This window comes from Bacillus silvicola, from assembly GCF_050524305.1.
Classification (GTDB): domain Bacteria; phylum Bacillota; class Bacilli; order Bacillales; family Bacillaceae_G; genus Bacillus_A; species Bacillus_A cereus_AT.
The window spans coordinates 730,747-749,662 of sequence record NZ_JBNGVC010000012.1; the positions used below are offsets into that span (position 1 = coordinate 730,747).

Sequence of the window (18,916 nt, forward strand, 5' to 3'; positions counted from 1 at the left end):
CACATGATTTATCTTCTTTATATAAAGATAAAAAAAAGACAACCAAAATGGTCATCTTTCACTCTGATTTTGAATGGTTTGTAAAATCACAAAGTATCATATCATGTCCCACTTTCTTAATTTGGTTCCATTCGACCCTCACTTCTTGCTGTTCTCTTTTAAAACCTCCCCACTTCCCAGCAGGTATAATAAGAGCTTGTATTCGTCCATCTCGTTCATTAATTTCTAAATCTGCGTGTCCTAAAACTCCCATTCTTTCCGCTCTTTCTAAATCCACAATCTCTTTACCACTTAATTCACTTAAACGCATGAAATCTCCCCCTTATCTTTTTTATCAAAGCCTTCCTATAATAAGTACCTATTCTGCATATATAAAAAAAATAACCATATCTCCTTTAAAAGAGATACGGTTATTTCTGAAAACAAATGAATCACAACACCAATTAAAGTTTCATTCCTTTTGGTAGTTTTCCATCCGGACTAATAAGTGCTGCAGAGAATTCATCTGTAAACATGTTACGAATTAATTCGTCTACATTTTGTTTTGTTACAGTGTTTACACTTTCAATAATCTCATCAAGAGAACGATGTTTACGAAGAAGTAGTTCGTTTTTACCGTTACGGCTCATACGACTATTCGTACTTTCTAAACTTAACATTAAGTTTCCTTTTAATTGTTCTTTACTATTAACAAGCTCTTTTTCTGTAATACCTGTATTTTTCAACGTATTTAACGTCTCTTGCATTGTTTCATACAGTGTATCTAATTGTTGGCTACCTGTTCCACCGTAAAGCGTTAACATCCCTGTATCTTCATAAGAAGAGTGATAAGAGAATACTGAGTACGCCAATCCACGTTGCTCACGTACTTCTTGGAATAAACGGCTACTCATACTACCGCCTAAAACATTATTTAATACAATTAAGTTATAAATATCTTCGTGTCCCATTTGCAAGCCTTTATATCCTAAACATAAATGAGCTTGTTCTGTTTCCTTCTTACGTGCTACTTTATTGAAATGGAAAATTGGGCTATGTACTTGTTCACGATTTGTTGTACCTTCGTAATTACCGAAATATTGCTCTACAATTTGTAAAAATGATTCATCAATATTACCTGCAATTGATACAACTACATTTTCAGGTGTGTAATGATCTTTTATATATTGACGTAACGTATCACCTGTAAATGTTTCAAGTGTTTCTTCTGTTCCTAAAATAGGATATCCAAGCGGATGCGTTTCATATGTCGCTTTCGTTAACATATCATGCACAATATCATCTGGCGCATCTTCGTACATTTTTATTTCTTCACATACAACATTCTTCTCTTTTTTCAGTTCTTCCTCATCAAATGTTGAATTAAAGAACATATCTGCTAAAACGTCTAACGCGTATTTAGCGTGCTCATCTAACACCTTTGCATAGTAACATGTATATTCTTTTGAAGTAAAAGCATTTACTTGTCCGCCAATGCTATCAAATGATTCTGCAATTTCTCGCGCGCTACGTGTTTCTGTCCCTTTAAAGAACATGTGCTCTAAAAAGTGCGAAACCCCATTGTTTTTTTCATTTTCATTTCTTGAACCTGCATGGATCCATATACCAATCGCAACTGAGCGTACAGTTGGAATATTCTCCATAACAATTCTTACACCATTTTTACACGTATATTTTTTAATCAAAAACTTTCCTCCTAATGCCAGTTTCTCTAAATAATTGCTATTATTTAATGATAACAAGTTTAAGGATGAATGTCATGCAAATGTATTTAATCTACACGTTTTTCATCCAGTAATTCTGTTATATTCCCCACTTTATATCCTTGTTCCTTCAAATTTTTAATCATAGTTTCTAATGCTTCCGTTGTAGATGAAGTAGGATGCATCAGCACGATAGCACCTGGATGTATTTTCCGCATTACTCTCTGCAATAGTACGCCTGGTTCTGGTCGCTTCCAATCAATTGTATCTACCGTCCACATAATCGTACCCATTTGAAAATCATCTGCTATCTTTACTACCTCATCCCGAAAACTTCCACTTGGAGGAGCAAACCATCTCACCTTTTGATTCGTAGCTACTTCTATCATTTGATTCGTTTTTTGCAATTGCTCTCTTATTTCCTCCGAAGATAACGTTTTCATATTCGGGTGTGTGTAAGAATGATTTCCTACTTCTTGATTCGCATCTACAATCATTTTTGCAAACCTCAAATTTTCTTTCACCCAACGTCCTTCTAAAAAGAAAGTCGCCTTCACATCATGTTTTTTCAATATCTCTAATATACGAGGCAAATACTCATTGCCCCATGCCACATTAATTGTTAATCCCACCATTTTTTTATTTGGGTGCCCTCGATAAATGGGAGCTGGTGGTAAATCTTTTAGATGAACACTCGGTGATACTTCCTTGAATTTAAGTTGTTGTTGATCAAACTTCTTGAGCGTCTTCATATTATTGTAGGATGCTTCTACATCCACTTGTCTTCCATTATATCCTGGTGTCGCTTTCCAAATCTTATCAATCACCGCATTTTGCGGGACAACCTCATACTGTTTTGCATGTTTTTGAATTTCTTCATACAAACTATCTTGAGCAAAAACGGAATAAGAGCCTAAACCAACATATAAAGAAAATATTAATATGTATGCAAATATACGAACTTTCATATAAACCCTCCCATTAACTATATAAAAAGAAAACCATTTTCTTCTTATCTTTGTTAATTTGAGCGTTATGATGAAAACTATACCTATACTGACATAAAAATATATGCAAATCATGTTTTTTACATAACAAAAAAAGCCAGTTTAACTGGCTTTTACTTATTGCTGCTCTTGTTTATTTTCTTCTTTCGCAGCTTCTTTTTCTTGCTCTTCTTTTAGCAATACTTTTCTAGATAAGTTCACACGACCTTGCTTGTCAATCTCGATAACTTTAACTGTAATTACATCACCGATTTTCACAACGTCTTCTACTTTACCTACACGCTCAAGTGCCAGTTCAGAAATGTGGACTAATCCATCTTTACCGCTGAATAATTCAACGAAAGCACCGAATTTCTCAACACGTTTCACTTTTCCTTCGTAGATTTCACCTACTTGTACTTCACGAACGATATCTTCGATAATTTTCTTAGCTTTGTCATTCATTTCTTGATTTATTGAAGAAATGAATACTGTACCATCTTGCTCGATGTCAATTTTAACGCCAGTTTCTTCAATAATTTTATTAATTTGTTTACCGCTCGGTCCAATAACGTCACGGATTTTATCTGGGTTAATTGTCATTGTAATAATCTTTGGAGCATACGCTGATAATTCAGTACGTGGCTCTGCAATAACAGATAACATATGATTTAGAATGTGCACACGACCAACTTTCGCTTGTTGTAATGCCTCTTCTAAAATTTCACGAGATAGACCATCGATTTTAATGTCCATTTGCAGTGCAGTTACACCTTTTGCTGTACCTGCTACTTTAAAGTCCATATCACCTAAATGATCTTCCATACCTTGAATATCAGATAAAATTGTGTAATGCTCACCAGATTTAACTAGACCCATTGCAATACCAGCAACTGGAGCTTTCAGTGGAACACCCGCATCCATCATTGCTAAAGTACTACCACAAATACTTGCTTGTGAAGTAGAACCATTTGATTCTAAAACTTCAGATACAAGACGTACTGTATATGGGAAATCTTTTTCAGATGGAATTACAGGCTCAAGAGCACGTTCTCCTAGTGCACCGTGACCAATTTCACGACGACCTGGTCCACGCATCGGTCTTGTTTCACCAACACTAAATGATGGGAAATTGTAATGGTGCATAAAGCGTTTTGATTCTTCTACACCAAGACCATCTAAAATTTGTACATCGCCTAATGCACCTAATGTACAAATACTTAATGCTTGTGTTTGTCCACGTGTGAACAGACCAGAACCGTGTGTACGAGATAAAATGCCAACCTCTGATGCTAATGGACGGATTTCGTCACCTTTACGGCCATCTGGGCGGATTTTTTCAACTGTAATAAGACGACGTACTTCTTCTTTTACAATTTTATATAAAATCTCATTTACTTGTCCTAATGTGTCAGCGTCAGCTTCCTGCGCTTCGTAATGTTCAATTACACGCTTTTTCACTTCGTTAATTGCATTTTCACGTGCATGCTTTTCATGTACTTGAATCGCTGAATGCATATCTTTCTCAGCCATTTCACGTACAGCTTGATTAAGATCAGCATCAACTTCATAAAGTTTTACTGCTAATTTCTCTTTACCTACAGCTTGTACAATCTCTTCTTGGAATGCAATTAGACGTTTAATTTCGTCATGACCAAACATAATTGCTTCTAACATTGTTTCTTCAGGTACTTGATCTGCTCCTGCTTCAACCATGTTAATTGCATCTTTCGTACCAGCTACAACTAGGTGAATATCACTTTGTTCTTGCTGTTCTACTGTTGGATTAATAACGAACTCGCCATTAATACGACCAACTGTTGCACCAGCGATTGGGCCTTCAAATGGAATATCTGAAATCGATAACGCTAATGAAGAACCAAACATAGCTGCCATTTCAGAAGAACAATCTTGATCAACACTCATTACAATGCTGACAACTTGTACTTCGTTACGGAAACCATCTGCGAAAAGTGGACGAATTGGACGGTCGATTAAACGACTTGCCAAAATTGCTTTTTCACTTGGACGGCCTTCACGCTTAATAAAGCCGCCTGGAATTTTTCCGACTGCATATAAACGCTCTTCATAGTTTACTGTAAGCGGGAAGAAATCTACATTTTTTGGCTCTTTTGATGCAGTTGCTGTAGATAGAACTGCTGTGTCGCCATATCTTACTAATACTGCTCCGTTCGCTTGTTTTGCAAGCTGACTTGTTTCAATTGTTAGCTGACGACCAGCTAAATCTATCGAGAAGACTTGCTTTTCCTGACTCATTTAAGTACCCCTCTCAATTTAAAATATTCAATTCTTCTATGTAAATGGATAGTATATCACAATATTCTTTCCTCTAGTATTGCCGAAAATTTAATAAGCTATAAAGAGTAGAAGATATATTTTTACCTAACAAAAAAGCGGGAATATTCCCGCTTCTCTGACTATCGACGTAAGCCAAGCTTTGTGATTAATTCACGGTAACGTGTGATATCGCTATTACGAAGGTAAGTAAGTAAGTTACGACGTTTACCAACCATCTTTAATAGACCACGACGTGAATGATGATCCTTCTTGTGAGTACGTAAGTGCTCGTTTAGAGTGTTAATTTGCTCCGTTAGGACAGCAATTTGAACCTCTGGAGAACCAGTATCAGTCTCATGAGTTCTAAATTGTGCAATGATTTCATTTTTACGCTCTTGTGTTAAAGCCATCCTATTTCACCTCCTAATAATTAAACCCCCAATTACCTAGCAAGCGTCGGTGAGTCGCAATGCCAAGCAATGGTTGTCATAAAGTACATAACATAGAATACTACTTTTCATTTGAAAAAGCAAGTATATTCTTTGCGCTTGAAAAATATTCTTGGGCGATTTTCTTATCTTTCGCAATTTGTGCAACTAACTCATCAATACCATTAAACTTTTTTTCTTCTCTTATACGCATATGCCACTCCACCGTGACACTTTGATCGTATATATCTTTATTAAATTCAAATAGATGTACTTCAATAGATAATTGGCGTTCATTCTCTTTAAAAGTTGGTTTATATCCAATATTACATACGCCATCGTGCCATTCATCGTGAACTTTTAATCTCACTGCATATACACCTACAGGTGGGAGTAGATATTCATCACTTAAACCTACATTTGCAGTTGGAAAGCCAATTTGGCGTCCACGCTTATCACCGTGCACAACTGTTCCTTCTACCGTATAAGCTCTCCCTAAAATAGATGGAATCTGCTCCATTTCTCCATTTCGAATTAACTTTCGTAATGAAGTAGAACTTACTTTTTCTTCTTGATATTCAACTTTTTCGATCACGGTCTGTGTAAACTCCCCTCTTGCATGAAATGGTAAAGTCTCCATCTTCCCTTTCCCTAAACGTCCATATGAATAATCAAAGCCTGCTACTACATGCTTTACGTTTAAATCAATAATATAATCATCTACAAATTGTTGTGGTAATAATCCTGCAAATGATTCATCAAATTTAATAACATATAATATATCGATTCCTAAACTTTCGACTATTTTTTCTTTATCACGCATTGGTGTAATATACTCCACATGCGCTTCCTTTTTTCCTAAAACAACAGATGGGTGAGGATAAAATGTCATAACTGCACTTTTATATCCCCGTTCATCCGCTATTTGCTTCGCAGTTCGAATCACACATTGATGTCCTAAATGAATGCCATCAAAAAATCCTAATGCCATTACAGTAGGTGGTAATTCTAATTTATTTTGTTCATGTGGATGAGTTAAATGAATAAGTTTCACGCTTGAATTCACCTTTTTCTGTAATAATCCTTCCGATAATTCATTATAGCTTTAGTTCTTGATTATTCACAAGTACTTTCATTGGCTTTAGCATACCAGGGTGTTTTGGATGATGCTCATAAATCGCTAAGCAACAATCATTTTTATCAAATACTGTAATAAATGGTGCTGTTATTTCTAATTCATTCTTTAAGAACATACCATTTTTTATTTTTTCTGCTTGCTTTTCATCTACAACCATTTTTGGAAACTTACTTAACGCTTCATCGATTGAAATGAAGATAGACTCTACTGTTCCATTTTGCACGTTTTCTTCAATTTCTTCAAATGATATGCAATCTTCTAGTAAAAATTCACCAGATGCCGTTCTTACAAGATGGGACATGTGTGATGGAAAACCAAGTTTTTCACCAATCATTACTGCTAGCGTTCTTACATATGTACCTTTACTACACGTTACACGGAAACGGAATGAAATGTTTTCCCCTTCAAAAACTTCACGTTCATCAAGTAATACAAATTCGTGAATTGTAATTGTACGAACTGGACGTTCAACCTCTTGACCTGCTCTAGCATATTCGTATAGTTTTTTCCCGTTTACTTTTACAGCTGAAAACATCGGTGGCATTTGTTCAATTGTTCCTGTTAACTTTGCAAGAACATTTTCTACTTCTTTTCGTGTAATAACACGATCCACATTTTTCGTTTCTACAACTTCACCCGAAGCATCTTCAGTCGTCGTAGAAAATCCTAATGTTACTTCACCTTCATACGTTTTCGTCTCACTTGTTAAAAATTGTGCAATTTTCGTTGCTTTACCAACACAAATCGGTAATACACCCGTTACATCTGGATCTAATGTTCCCGTATGACCAATTCGTTTCTCACGTAAAATCTTTCTTAATTTAAATACACAATCATGTGACGTCATGCCTTTTGGCTTATGTAATAATACTACACCTTCCATATATGTTCACCTCATCATAATTCTTTCATAATAAATATCCAAAACTTATTTTGCATTGAAAAAATGGATAGACATATGTCTATCCATTATTCTTCACGTTTACCTTCTTTATTAATTTCATGTAAAAGTGTATCAATTCGATGACCATATCCGATAGACTCATCAAATTCAAAGGAAATTTCCGGTGTTTTACGAAGACGAATACGTTGGCCAATTTCTGAACGAATGAAGCCTTTTGCCTTCGCTAAACCTTTTAATGTACTTTCTTTCTGTTCTTCATCACCTAAAACAGAAATATATACTGTAGCAATTTGTAAATCTCCACTCACTTGTACATCTGTTACTGTAACAAATCCGACACGTGGATCTTTAATTTTACGACTGATTATGTCGCCTAATTCTTTTTTCATTTGCTCGCCTACACGGTTTGCACGTAATTTCATAATTCTTCACCTCATTCAGTACCATTCCAATTGTGTTATCGTACGTTCAATTTCAGGAAATGAATCGATGTACTCAAGTACACGATTCATTTCTTTTTCACAGATAACACGATTTGAGGATACGGAAACAATTGCAATTTCTGTACGTTGCCATACATCTTGATGCCCTACTTCTGAAACAGCTACGTTATAACGCTGCTTCACACGAGTTAGCACCCTTTGCAAAATTGCTCGTTTCTCTTTTAAAGAATGCACATCGTAAATCATACACTCGAATGAGAGTGAAGCGATAATCATCGCTTCACTTCTTCCATAATGTACGCTTCAATGATGTCCCCTTCTTTAAGATCATTATATCTCTCAATTGTAATACCACACTCATAGTTTTGTGCAACTTCTTTTACGTCGTCTTTGAAACGTTTTAACGTATCAAGTTGTCCTTCGAAAACTACTACGCCATCACGGATAATACGAACGCCACTATCACGTGTAATTTTACCGTCGATTACGTAACAACCTGCGATTGTTCCAACTTTTGTTACTTTGAACGTTTGACGTACTTCCGCTTGACCGATTACTTTTTCTTCGAATTCTGGATCCAGCATACCTTGCATTGCTGATTCGATTTCTTCGATTACTTTATAGATAATACGGTGTAAACGAACATCAACGTTCTCTAATTCAGCTGTACGCTTCGCATTCACATCAGGGCGTACGTTAAATCCAATTATAATTGCATTAGATGCAGAAGCTAAAATAACATCAGATTCTGTAATCGCACCTACGCCTGTATGGATAATTTTTACTTTTACGCCTTCAACATCAATTTTACGAAGTGATGCTGCCATTGCTTCTACAGAACCTTGTACGTCTGCTTTCACAATTAAGTTAATTTCTTTTACATCGCCCTCTTGGATTTGTTGGAATAAATCTTCAAGGCTTAATTTAGATTTCTCACCACGTTGAGCAAGTAACGCTTCTTGTGCACGTGATTCACCGATTTGACGAGCTTTCTTCTCATCAGCGAATGCCATGAAACGATCTCCGGCTTGTGGTACTTCATTTAAACCTGTAATTTCAACAGGAGTTGATGGACCAGCAACTTTTACACGACGACCAATATCACTTACCATCGCACGAACACGACCGAATGATGTTCCAACAACAATTGGATCTCCAACTCGAAGTGTACCGTTTTGAACAAGTAATGTCGCGATAGTTCCTTTACCTTTATCAAGCTGCGCTTCAATTACAGTACCAGTTGCATAGCGATTTGGATTTGCTTTATATTCTTCTACTTCACTCACAAGAAGAATCATTTCTAGCAAGTTGTCAATTCCCTCGCCTTGAATCGCAGAAATTGGTACGAAAATTGTGTCTCCGCCCCAAGCTTCTGGAACTAATTCATATTCTGTTAATTCTTGCATTACACGATCAGGATTTGCCGCTGGTTTATCCATTTTATTCACAGCAACAATAATTGGTACTCCAGCTGCTTTCGCATGGCTAATTGCTTCAACTGTTTGTGGCATAACACCGTCATCAGCTGCAACAACAAGAATTGTAATATCCGTTACTTGCGCACCACGAGCACGCATCGTTGTAAATGCTGCGTGACCAGGCGTATCTAAGAATGTAATTTTCTTATCATTTACTTCAACTTGGTATGCACCAATATGTTGAGTAATTCCACCCGCTTCGCCAGCAGTTACTTTTGAATTACGGATAGAGTCAAGTAAAGTTGTTTTACCATGGTCAACGTGTCCCATAATTGTAACAACAGCTGGACGCTCTTTTAAGTTTTCTTCATCATCTTGCTCATCGATGAATGTTTCAAATTCAGTTTCACTTACAACTACTTCTTCTTCTACTTCAATACCGTAATCAGTAGCAATTAACTCAATTGTATCTTTATCTAAGTCTTGGTTAATTGTTGCCATAATTCCTATCATGAAGAGCTTTTTAATAATTTCAGATGGCTCTTTGCTTAACTTTTTAGCAAGTTCACCTACTGTAAGGCTTCCAGAGAAAGTAATTTTATCTGGTGTTTCTACTATTTGTGTTTGTTGTCTTCCAGCAAAGTTTTCTTGACGTTTGTCTTCATTTCCTTTGCCTTTTTTCTTCTTCTTATTGCTGTTCTTTTTACTGCGAACAACTTTCTCTTCTACTTCAAACTCATCTGCAACAGAAGGTTTTTCTGCCCCAGTGTTATATTGATTATCTAATTTGTTTACTACTTCGTCTTCTAACATTGTCATATGATTCGAAACCTCGATATTCATCTCTTTTAGTTTTGTCATAAGATCTTTACTTGAGATATTATTTTTTTTTGCATATTCATGTACTCGAATTTTACTCATACCTTCACCCCCGGTAATTTGTATCGAGCATGCTACGTAGCTTTTTCGCAAAGCCTTCATCTAACACAGCTACAACGACTCGCTCGTCTCTCCCAATCGCATGCCCTAATTGTTGTCGATTTTCGACTTTTCTCATTGGTATGTTGTAGTACGTGGTTTTATCAATGATACGTTTTGTAGTGTTCGCTGACGCATCTTCAGAAAGCAATACTAGCTTTGCTTTGCCACTTCGTACTTCTTTTAAAACGAGTTCTTCACCCGAAATAATTTTTCGAGCGCGGTTTGCTAGTCCTAAAAACGATTTCCAATCGGACACTTACTTCGACTCCTTCTCAACAAGCTCAAGAAGCTCTTCGTACAGAGAACTGTCGATTTTCGCTTTTAGATGATGTTCCAAAATATTTTTCTTTTGGGCTTGAATAATGCATTCTTTATCTTTTGACAAATATGCACCTCGTCCTGATTTTTTTCCTGATAAATCAATAGACACTTCGCCCTCTTTGGAACGAACAATGCGAACGAGCTCTCGTTTTGATTTCATCTCTTGCGTCGCAATACATTTTCGTAACGGAACTTTTCGATTGCTCATACTCATCACCTCTATTCGATTTCGTCTTCAACTGAATCGAATCCGAATGCGATTACGCTATCTTCATCTGTTACAATACCAAGTTGTTTCGCATCAGACTCACTTTTAATATCAATTTTCCAGCCTGTTAATTTAGCTGCAAGACGTGCATTTTGTCCACGCTTACCAATTGCTAATGAAAGCTGGTGGTCTGGAACAACAACAGTTGTTGCTTTTTCTTCTTCATCTACAAGTACTTTAACAACTTGTGATGGACTTAAAGCATTTGCAACATATTCAACTGGATCATTTGACCAGCGAACGATGTCAATTTTTTCGCCTTTTAGTTCATCTACAATGCGTTGTACACGTTGTCCTTTCGGTCCTACACAAGAACCTACTGGATCAACATCGATATTCTCTGCATACACAGAAATTTTCGAACGATCGCCTGCTTCACGCGCTACAGAGCGAATTTCTACAGTTCCATCATAAATTTCTGGAACTTCCATTTCGAATAAACGTTTTAAAAGACCAGGATGTGTACGTGATACGTAAATTTGTGGTCCTTTCGTTGTTTTTTCTACTTTTGTAATAAATACGCGAATACGATCATGTGGTTTATATTGCTCATTTGGCATTTGCTCACTTACAGGTAATAAAGCTTCTACTTTCCCTAAGCTTACATAGATGAAACGAGCATCTTGGCGCTGTACAATACCAACCATAATGTCTTCTTCACGATCACTAAATTCTGAATAAATAACACCACGTTCCGCCTCACGAACTCGTTGTGTTACAACTTGTTTTGCAGTTTGTGCTGCAATACGACCAAAATCTTTTGGCGTTACTTCAATTTCTAGTACGTCGCCATCTTGGTAGTTTGGATTAATTTGTCTTGCCTCTTCTACAGAGATTTCAAGACGTGGATCAAACACATTATCGACAACGTCTTTACGTGCTAAAACTTGAATTGTTCCCACTTCTGGGTTAAAGCTCACACGAACGTTTTGTGCTTGGTTAAAATTGCGTTTATAAGCAGAGATTAATGCTGCTTCAATTGCATCAATAATAATATCTTTGCTAATACCTTTTTCTGACTCTAAAACGAGCAAAGCATCTAACAACTCAGTGCTCATGAAGATCCCCCTTCTTACTAAAACGTAACAGCAAGTCGCGCATTGGCAACTTTATCCATTGGAATTTGGATTTCTTTTTTACGTGTTTTAATTGTTAATAGTAGTGTAATTGTAATACCGTCGTAGGAAAGTAGCTTTCCTTCAAACATCTTTTCACCATCAATCGGCTCATATGTTTTAATTGCCACTTGTTTCCCTACCGCTTGCTGGAAGTCTTTCTCTTTCTTTAATGGGCGTTCCGCTCCAGGAGATGATACATCCAAAAAGTAAAGATGAGGAATTGGGTCCTCTTTATCTAAAGCTTCGCTTAAACGTTCACTTACCGCACCGCATTCTTCAATGTCGACTCCCTTTTCAGAATCGATGAATACGCGTAAGAACCAGTCTTGTCCTTCTTGCACATACTCTACATCTACAAGTTCAAGATTTAACTCTTCAACGATCGGCTGCGCAAATGCTTCTACAACTTCTGTGACTTTCTTATCCATAAACAGCCTCCTTCCTGCCGCCATGTACCATTTACAAGAAAAGATCCCGTTCATTAAGACGGTCTATCTTATTCTTTCTCGTTAGCTAACAAAAGCCCCTGCCGTTAAGCAGGGAATATCTGTCTTAGTATTACCAAATTTAAGAAGTAAAACTTGTAACAAAATATGTATATACGACAGAAATATCTTTACTATCCACATAAATAAAATGTAGATAGTAACACGAAAGAGTGGGTTTCCCCACTCTCTTTTTCACAAAATATACATGACATGGTTATCTCGGTTTATAGTATACCATAGCAAATATTGATTTGCAAAGACTTTTCCTACCTGTTAGAACAGTGATAATTGGTTTTGATCCGGTAAATCTCCTAGACAACCTTGACTATCTAAATACTCAATAATTGTTTTTGAAACCTTACTGCGCTGCTGTAAGTCTTCTTTTGATAGGAAGTCTCCATTTTTACGTGCTTCTACAATACTTAAAGCTGCGTTTGTACCAAGACCAGGCACTGCATTAAATGGAGGAATTAATGAGTCTCCATCAATAATAAATTCTGTTGCATGCGAGCGGTATAAATCAACCTTTTGGAATGAGTATCCACGCTCACACATTTCAAGTGTCATTTCTAGTACAGTTAATAAACTCTTCTCTTTCGGCGCTGCATCCAATCCTTTTTGAGCAATTTCGTCAATTTTTACGCGTATGGATGCTGAACCTTTCGCCATCGCTTCTACATCAAAATCATCTGCACGAACTGTAAAATATGCCGCATAGAATAAAAGTGCAAAATGCACTTTAAAGTACGCGATACGTACAGCCATAAGTACGTAAGCAGCCGCATGGGCTTTAGGGAACATGTATTTAATCTTCTTACATGAATCAATATACCAACCTGGTACATTATTATTTTTCATATCCTCTTCCCATTCTTCCGGTACACCCTTACCTTTACGAACCGACTCCATGATTTTGAAGGCTAACGATGGATCTAAACCTTGATAGATTAAATATACCATGATGTCATCACGACAACCAATAACTTCACTCAGCGTACATGTACCGTTATAAATTAACTCGTTTGCATTACCAAGCCATACGTCCGTACCATGTGATAATCCAGAAATTTGGACTAACTCAGAGAATGTCGTAGGTTTCGTCTCTTCTAACATCTGCCTTACGAATTTCGTACCAAACTCTGGTATACCAAGTGTACCTGTTTTACAGTTAATTTGTTCCTCCGTTACGCCTAACGATTCTGGCCCAGAGAAAATTTTCATTACTTCTGGATCGTCCGTTGGGATTGTTTTCGGATCAATACCACTTAAATCTTGTAACATACGAATAACGGTCGGATCATCGTGTCCTAGTATATCAAGTTTCAATAAATTATCATGAATCGAGTGGAAATCAAAGTGTGTCGTTCTCCACTCAGCACCTATTGAATCTGCCGGGAACTGAATTGGTGAAAAATCAAAAATATCCATGTAATCTGGCACAACGATAATACCACCTGGATGCTGTCCGGTTGTACGTTTTACCCCTGTACAACCTGCAACTAACCGATCTATCTCTGCATTTCGAATCGTTAAGTTATGATCATTTGCATAACCTTTTACATAACCATAAGCAGTTTTTTCCGCAACTGTACCAATCGTTCCTGCACGATATACATAATCTTCACCGAACAGTACTTTCGTATAGTTATGGGCACGTGGTTGGTATTCCCCGGAGAAGTTCAAATCGATATCGGGTACCTTATCTCCTTTAAATCCAAGGAACGTTTCGAACGGAATGTCATGTCCATCTTTTACATATGGAATATTACAAGCAGGACATTCTTTATCCGGTAAGTCAAAACCAGAACCTACAGAACCATCATTAAAGAATTCTGATTGCTTACACTTCGGACATACATAGTGTGGTGGTAATGGGTTTACTTCTGTAATTTCCATCATCGTTGCAACAAATGATGATCCTACCGATCCACGCGAACCTACTAAATATCCGTCTACTAACGATTTTTTCACAAGCTTATGTGAAATTAAATAAATTACGGCGAATCCATGCCCAATAATACTTTTTAATTCTTTTTCTAAACGTGCTTCTACAATTTCCGGTAGCTCTTCACCATAAATGCTACGCGCCATTTTATAACTCATATCACGCGTTTCATCATCAGCACCTTCAATTTTCGGTGTGTATAGATCGTCTTTTACTGGATGCACATCACCAATTAATGACGCAACCTTTTGTGTATTTGTTACAACAACTTCTTTCGCTTTGTCTTCACCTAAGAATGAAAAACATTCTAACATTTCATCAGTTGTACGGAAATGTACTGGCGGTAATGAATGTCGATTTAACGGATTGGCTCCGCCCTGCGAACTGACTAAAATTTTACGATACATTGCATCCTCAGGGTCTAAATAATGCACGTTTCCTGTAGCAACAACTGGTTTATCTAACGTCTCACCTAGTTTTACTAAGTTAGAAATAATTGTTTTTAATTGACCTTCATCTCGAACAAGTTCACGTTCTACTAAATGACGTAACACCTCTGGAGGCATTACTTCAATGTAGTCATAGAACTGGGCAATTTCTTCTACCTCTTCAGGTGCCTTTTGCATCATTGCCTCGAACACTTCACCTTTATCACAAGCCGTTCCTACTAAAATTCCTTCACGGTATTTTTTTAATAGTGACCTCGGCACACGTGGTACACGGTAAAAGTAATTTAGATGCGAATAGGAAACAAGTTTATAGAGATTTTTTAACCCCACATCCGATGTGGCAAGTAATGTCATATGACTTGGACGGCCACGCTTATACGCATCCCCTTGTCCCATGCTATCATTTAATTGATCATGATATTCAAATCCCTTTTCAATTACGTCTTTCAACATTTTCACAAGTAAATATCCCGTCGCTTCTGTATCATAAATCGCACGGTGATGTTGCGTTAATTCAATATCAAGTTTTTTACACATCGTATTTAATCGATGATTTTTCATCTCTGGGAATAGGAATCGTGCAAGTTCTAACGTATCAATAACTGGGTTATTCGTTTTTTCTAGTCCAGCCTTTTTAAAACCTACGTTAATAAAGCCCATATCAAAGCTCGCGTTATGGGCAACAAGTGTATGATCGCCCATCCATTCCTCAAACTTTTTAAACACTTCGTCCACTTCTGGTGCATCGGTTAACATATCATCTGTAATACCTGTTAATTCAATAATCGTCGCTGATAATGGTTGATGTGGATTTGCGAAAGATTCAAAGCGATCAATGATTTCGCCACCCTTTACTTTTACGGCAGCCAACTCAATGACTGTATCGTATACAGCTGATAAACCTGTCGTCTCAACGTCGAAAACAACATACGTTTCCTCTGCAAGTAAACGATGCGCTTCGTTATACGCTATCGGTACACCATCATTAACTAAATTCGCTTCTACACCGTATATAACTTTAACTCCAGCCTTTTTCCCCGCAGAATATGCCTCCGGGAACGACTGAGCCACAGCATGGTCTGTAACCGCAATAGCTTCATGTCCCCATTTACCTGCTTGGGCAACAAGCCTAGAAACAGGAGTAACAGCATCCATTTGGCTCATCGGAGTGTGAAGATGAAGTTCTACACGCTTTTCGCCTTCTGGCGCTTTATCTTTACGAGACGGCCCTGTTATTTCATTAATATCATTTGCAATCATTACTAAATCACGAACGAATGTATCGTTTTGAACAGAACCACGCGCTTTCACCCACATTCCTTTTTTCAAGGATTGCAGCATTGGAATATCTTCTTTGTCACGCGAGAACATTTTGATCATAATAGAATCCGTATAATCCGTTATTTTTAAAGTTAATAACGTACGTCCACTACGAAGCTCTTTTGTTTCTACATGGAAGACATATCCTTGAACCGTTTTTCTTCTTTCTTCATCTTGAATTTCTCGCATCGGTGTAATCTCTTCATCTGGCTTAATAAGATACCCGAGTGTAATCGGTCCTTCATACACAACGCTGCTTTCTTCAGCTTGCTTCTTCGCCATTTCTTCCATAGCTTGTATAACACGCTCGCGGTCTTCTTGCTGCGTTTGCTCACGAAACTTTTGCATTTCTTCTGTATTTTGCTGTATATGTGTGTCTAACTGGAAACGCGGGAATCCAAAAACTTCGTATTGATCCCCTACTGGTTTCGCAACGTTTTTCTTTAAAGCAGTAGACTCCAGCTCATTATTCACATTTATTAGCAACTTCACTCCATTCACCTGTGGAAGCTGCTTCTTTAAGTATGCGAACATAGGTGAAAATGTAATTCGTTCCGTACAAAGCGGCCAATACGCCCTCACTTCTTCTTCTGTAAATTGTTTATTCTCTGTTTCTAATGCAAATGTTGTTCTTGCAATATGAGAAAATGATTGCTTAAGCTTTGTTTCTAGCAATTCATATAATTCTGTAGGCAAAATACGTGGCACTTGTAAATCAAAATGCCAACTTTTATTCGCTTTATCAATAACGAGCCTTTCAATACCACCGCCTTGTAAATATTGATTTATAAGGTCGTCTGGTATTTGCAACTGCTGGAGCAAAATTTGAAATCGCTCTTGTTGTTCATTTGTTAATGACATATGCACTCTCCTTCCATTTGCTATTATAAATTGAATCGTACTACAAAGAAAGATTTCTCCCTTCTTCTTTTACGAAATACGTTTACAAAGAAAGAGAAGGTACCTCATAACGAGGTACCTCTTCTTATTTTAAAATATTAGCAATATATGTTTGAAGTTCTTCTACTTTCACTTCTACAGACTCACCTGTAGCACGTACTTTCACTTCTACAATACCTTCATCCGCTTTTTTACCAACTGTAACACGAACTGGAAGGCCGAATAAATCTGCATCAGCAAATTTAACACCTGCACGTTCTGCACGATCATCTAGTAATACTTCGTATCCTTGATCTTGTAATGAGTTGTAGATGTTTTCACCCATTTCACGTTGTGCATCAGATTTCATGTTTACTGGAATTACATGCACATGGAACGGTGCGACAGCTTTAGGCCAAACTAAACCGCTCTCATCATTAAACTGCTCTGCAATTGCTGCCACTGTACGAGATACACCGATACCGTAACAACCCATAATAAGTGGTTGTGTTTTCCCGTTTTCATCTAGGAATGTTGCATTCATTGCTTCGCTATAACGAGTTCCTAATTTGAATACGTGACCTACTTCAATTCCGCGTGCGAAAAGAATTGTTCCGTTTCCGTCTGGAGATTGGTCTCCTTCTTGAATGAAGCGTAAATCTGTATATTGACTTACTTTAAAGTCACGTTCTGGATTTACATTTACATAATGGAATCCTTCTTCGTTCGCTCCTGAACATCCGTTGACAATTGTTGCTACAGCATGGTCAGCAATAATTTCGATATCACCTGTTACACCAATCGGTCCTAAAGAACCAACTTCACAGTTTAATAACTCTTTTACTTCTTCATGCGAAGCAAGCTCAACGACTGAAGCTCCGTATAGATTCTTCACTTTTACATCATTGACTTCATGATCGCCACGAACAAGTACAACTACTAGTTTCTCATCTACTTTAAACACCATAGATTTAATGCATTTTTCCGCTGCAATATTTAAGAATGCAGATACTTCTTCAATAGCCTTTTGATCCGGAGTTGCTACCTTTTCAAGTGCTTGTTCAGCATCATCACTTTTCGTATACGTAGCAACAACAGGAGCCATTTCAATATTTGCCGCATAATTAGATGTATCAGAATACGCAATTGTATCTTCACCTACATCAGATAATACCATAAATTCATGTGTATCTTTTCCACCCATTGCTCCCGAGTCAGCAATAACAGCACGGAAGTTCAAGCCACAACGAGCAAAAATGTTAGAGTATGCATTGTATAAGCGATCATACACTTCATCTAAGCTCTCTTGCGTAGCATGGAAAGAATATGCATCTTTCATTAGAAACTCTCTTCCACGTAATAGACCAAAACGAGGTCTTTGTTCGTCACGGAACTTTGTTTGGATTTGGTATAATGTTAACGGTAATTTTTTATATGATTTCACTTCATCACGTACAAGATCAGTAATTACTTCTTCGTGTGTAGCTCCTAATGCAAATTCACGAGCGTTACGATCTTTCATACGCATTAATTCAGATCCGTAAGAATACCAACGCCCTGACTCTTGCCATAATTCCGCAGCTTGCATAGCCGGCATTAATAATTCTACAGCTCCTGCACGCTCCATTTCTTCACGAACAATACGTTCTACTTTGTGTAATACTTTTAAACCAAATGGTAGAAAACTATAAATACCAGAAGCATTTTGACGCATAAACCCTGCGCGAAGTAATAATTGATGACTTTTAATTTCAGCATCAGCTGGAACTTCACGTAATGTAGGACTGAATACCATACTTTGTTTCATTTATTCGCACCTCTTCATTTTA

The 18,916-nt window shown here is 37.2% G+C and carries 16 protein-coding genes; all 16 read right to left on the bottom strand.

All coding sequences use genetic code 11. The annotated features are described in order from the left end of the window. Nucleotides 1–58 precede the first annotated feature (58 nt). Nucleotides 59–310: a YlmC/YmxH family sporulation protein gene (locus tag ACP6L7_RS15535; RefSeq protein ID WP_098361638.1), complete on the bottom strand. Its 252-nt coding sequence runs from the start codon at nucleotides 308–310 to the stop codon at nucleotides 59–61. A 133-nt stretch (nucleotides 311–443) separates the two neighbouring features. Then, nucleotides 444–1,685, bottom strand: a complete 1,242-nt coding sequence (locus tag ACP6L7_RS15540; protein ID WP_071746773.1) for a M16 family metallopeptidase — start codon at nucleotides 1,683–1,685, stop codon at nucleotides 444–446. 86 nt (nucleotides 1,686–1,771) lie between these two features. Next, nucleotides 1,772–2,671, bottom strand: a complete 900-nt coding sequence (locus ACP6L7_RS15545; protein ID WP_000868213.1) for a polysaccharide deacetylase family protein — start codon at nucleotides 2,669–2,671, stop codon at nucleotides 1,772–1,774. A 156-nt stretch (nucleotides 2,672–2,827) separates the two neighbouring features. Further along, a complete protein-coding gene (pnp, locus tag ACP6L7_RS15550; protein WP_097830976.1) occupies nucleotides 2,828–4,966 on the bottom strand; it encodes a polyribonucleotide nucleotidyltransferase in 2,139 nt (712 codons plus the stop codon). A 161-nt stretch (nucleotides 4,967–5,127) separates the two neighbouring features. Then, the gene (gene rpsO, locus ACP6L7_RS15555; protein ID WP_001229392.1) at nucleotides 5,128–5,397 is read right to left on the bottom strand and encodes a 30S ribosomal protein S15; all 270 of its coding nucleotides are present in this window, start codon (nucleotides 5,395–5,397) and stop codon (nucleotides 5,128–5,130) included. 100 nt (nucleotides 5,398–5,497) lie between these two features. Further along, nucleotides 5,498–6,469 (bottom strand): bifunctional riboflavin kinase/FAD synthetase, encoded by a 972-nt coding sequence (gene ribF, locus ACP6L7_RS15560; protein ID WP_000766725.1) that lies wholly within the window; start codon nucleotides 6,467–6,469, stop codon nucleotides 5,498–5,500. A gap of 43 nt (nucleotides 6,470–6,512) precedes the next feature. After that, complete coding sequence (gene truB, locus ACP6L7_RS15565; RefSeq protein ID WP_071746777.1) at nucleotides 6,513–7,436, bottom strand: tRNA pseudouridine(55) synthase TruB; 924 nt, start codon at nucleotides 7,434–7,436, stop codon at nucleotides 6,513–6,515. A gap of 86 nt (nucleotides 7,437–7,522) precedes the next feature. Continuing rightward, entirely contained in the window at nucleotides 7,523–7,879 is a 357-nt protein-coding gene (rbfA, locus tag ACP6L7_RS15570; RefSeq protein ID WP_000776443.1) for a 30S ribosome-binding factor RbfA, read from the bottom strand. Nucleotides 7,880–7,894: 15 nt separating this feature from the next. Next, nucleotides 7,895–8,176, bottom strand: a complete 282-nt coding sequence (locus ACP6L7_RS15575) for a DUF503 domain-containing protein (RefSeq protein ID WP_000582364.1) — start codon at nucleotides 8,174–8,176, stop codon at nucleotides 7,895–7,897. Further along, on the bottom strand, nucleotides 8,173–10,239 hold the full coding sequence (gene infB / locus ACP6L7_RS15580; RefSeq protein ID WP_097830975.1) for a translation initiation factor IF-2: 2,067 nt from the start codon (nucleotides 10,237–10,239) through the stop codon (nucleotides 8,173–8,175). Before infB ends, ACP6L7_RS15575 begins: the two co-directional genes overlap by 4 nt. 4 nt (nucleotides 10,240–10,243) lie before the next feature. After that, a complete protein-coding gene (locus ACP6L7_RS15585) occupies nucleotides 10,244–10,555 on the bottom strand; it encodes a YlxQ family RNA-binding protein (protein ID WP_001286519.1) in 312 nt (103 codons plus the stop codon). Then, nucleotides 10,556–10,828, bottom strand: a complete 273-nt coding sequence (gene rnpM, locus ACP6L7_RS15590) for an RNase P modulator RnpM (RefSeq protein ID WP_000071123.1) — start codon at nucleotides 10,826–10,828, stop codon at nucleotides 10,556–10,558. A gap of 11 nt (nucleotides 10,829–10,839) precedes the next feature. Next, nucleotides 10,840–11,946: a transcription termination factor NusA gene (gene nusA, locus ACP6L7_RS15595; RefSeq protein ID WP_097830974.1), complete on the bottom strand. Its 1,107-nt coding sequence runs from the start codon at nucleotides 11,944–11,946 to the stop codon at nucleotides 10,840–10,842. Nucleotides 11,947–11,963: 17 nt separating this feature from the next. Next, nucleotides 11,964–12,434, bottom strand: coding sequence for a ribosome maturation factor RimP (gene rimP, locus ACP6L7_RS15600; RefSeq protein WP_097830973.1), 471 nt, complete (start codon nucleotides 12,432–12,434; stop codon nucleotides 11,964–11,966). 333 nt (nucleotides 12,435–12,767) lie between these two features. Beyond that, a complete protein-coding gene (locus ACP6L7_RS15605) occupies nucleotides 12,768–17,069 on the bottom strand; it encodes a PolC-type DNA polymerase III (RefSeq protein ID WP_097830972.1) in 4,302 nt (1,433 codons plus the stop codon). Between the two features lie 124 nt (nucleotides 17,070–17,193). Continuing rightward, a complete protein-coding gene (locus ACP6L7_RS15610; protein ID WP_097830971.1) occupies nucleotides 17,194–18,894 on the bottom strand; it encodes a proline--tRNA ligase in 1,701 nt (566 codons plus the stop codon). Nucleotides 18,895–18,916 lie beyond the last annotated feature (22 nt).

Bases quoted from the DNA above. Each gene is read 5' to 3' on its own strand.
- rimP (WP_097830973.1), bottom strand. From the start codon at position 12,434: ATGGATAAGAAAGTCACAGAAGTTGTAGAAGCATTTGCGCAGCCGATC.
- truB (WP_071746777.1), bottom strand. From the start codon at position 7,436: ATGGAAGGTGTAGTATTATTACATAAGCCAAAAGGCATGACGTCACAT.
- ACP6L7_RS15610 (WP_097830971.1), bottom strand. From the start codon at position 18,894: ATGAAACAAAGTATGGTATTCAGTCCTACATTACGTGAAGTTCCAGCT.
- rnpM (WP_000071123.1), bottom strand. From the start codon at position 10,828: ATGAGCAATCGAAAAGTTCCGTTACGAAAATGTATTGCGACGCAAGAG.
- ACP6L7_RS15545 (WP_000868213.1), bottom strand. From the start codon at position 2,671: ATGAAAGTTCGTATATTTGCATACATATTAATATTTTCTTTATATGTT.
- infB (WP_097830975.1), bottom strand. From the start codon at position 10,239: ATGAGTAAAATTCGAGTACATGAATATGCAAAAAAAAATAATATCTCA.
- ACP6L7_RS15575 (WP_000582364.1), bottom strand. From the start codon at position 8,176: ATGATTATCGCTTCACTCTCATTCGAGTGTATGATTTACGATGTGCAT.
- ACP6L7_RS15535 (WP_098361638.1), bottom strand. From the start codon at position 310: ATGCGTTTAAGTGAATTAAGTGGTAAAGAGATTGTGGATTTAGAAAGA.
- ACP6L7_RS15605 (WP_097830972.1), bottom strand. From the start codon at position 17,069: ATGTCATTAACAAATGAACAACAAGAGCGATTTCAAATTTTGCTCCAG.
- rpsO (WP_001229392.1), bottom strand. From the start codon at position 5,397: ATGGCTTTAACACAAGAGCGTAAAAATGAAATCATTGCACAATTTAGA.
- nusA (WP_097830974.1), bottom strand. From the start codon at position 11,946: ATGAGCACTGAGTTGTTAGATGCTTTGCTCGTTTTAGAGTCAGAAAAA.
- pnp (WP_097830976.1), bottom strand. From the start codon at position 4,966: ATGAGTCAGGAAAAGCAAGTCTTCTCGATAGATTTAGCTGGTCGTCAG.
- rbfA (WP_000776443.1), bottom strand. From the start codon at position 7,879: ATGAAATTACGTGCAAACCGTGTAGGCGAGCAAATGAAAAAAGAATTA.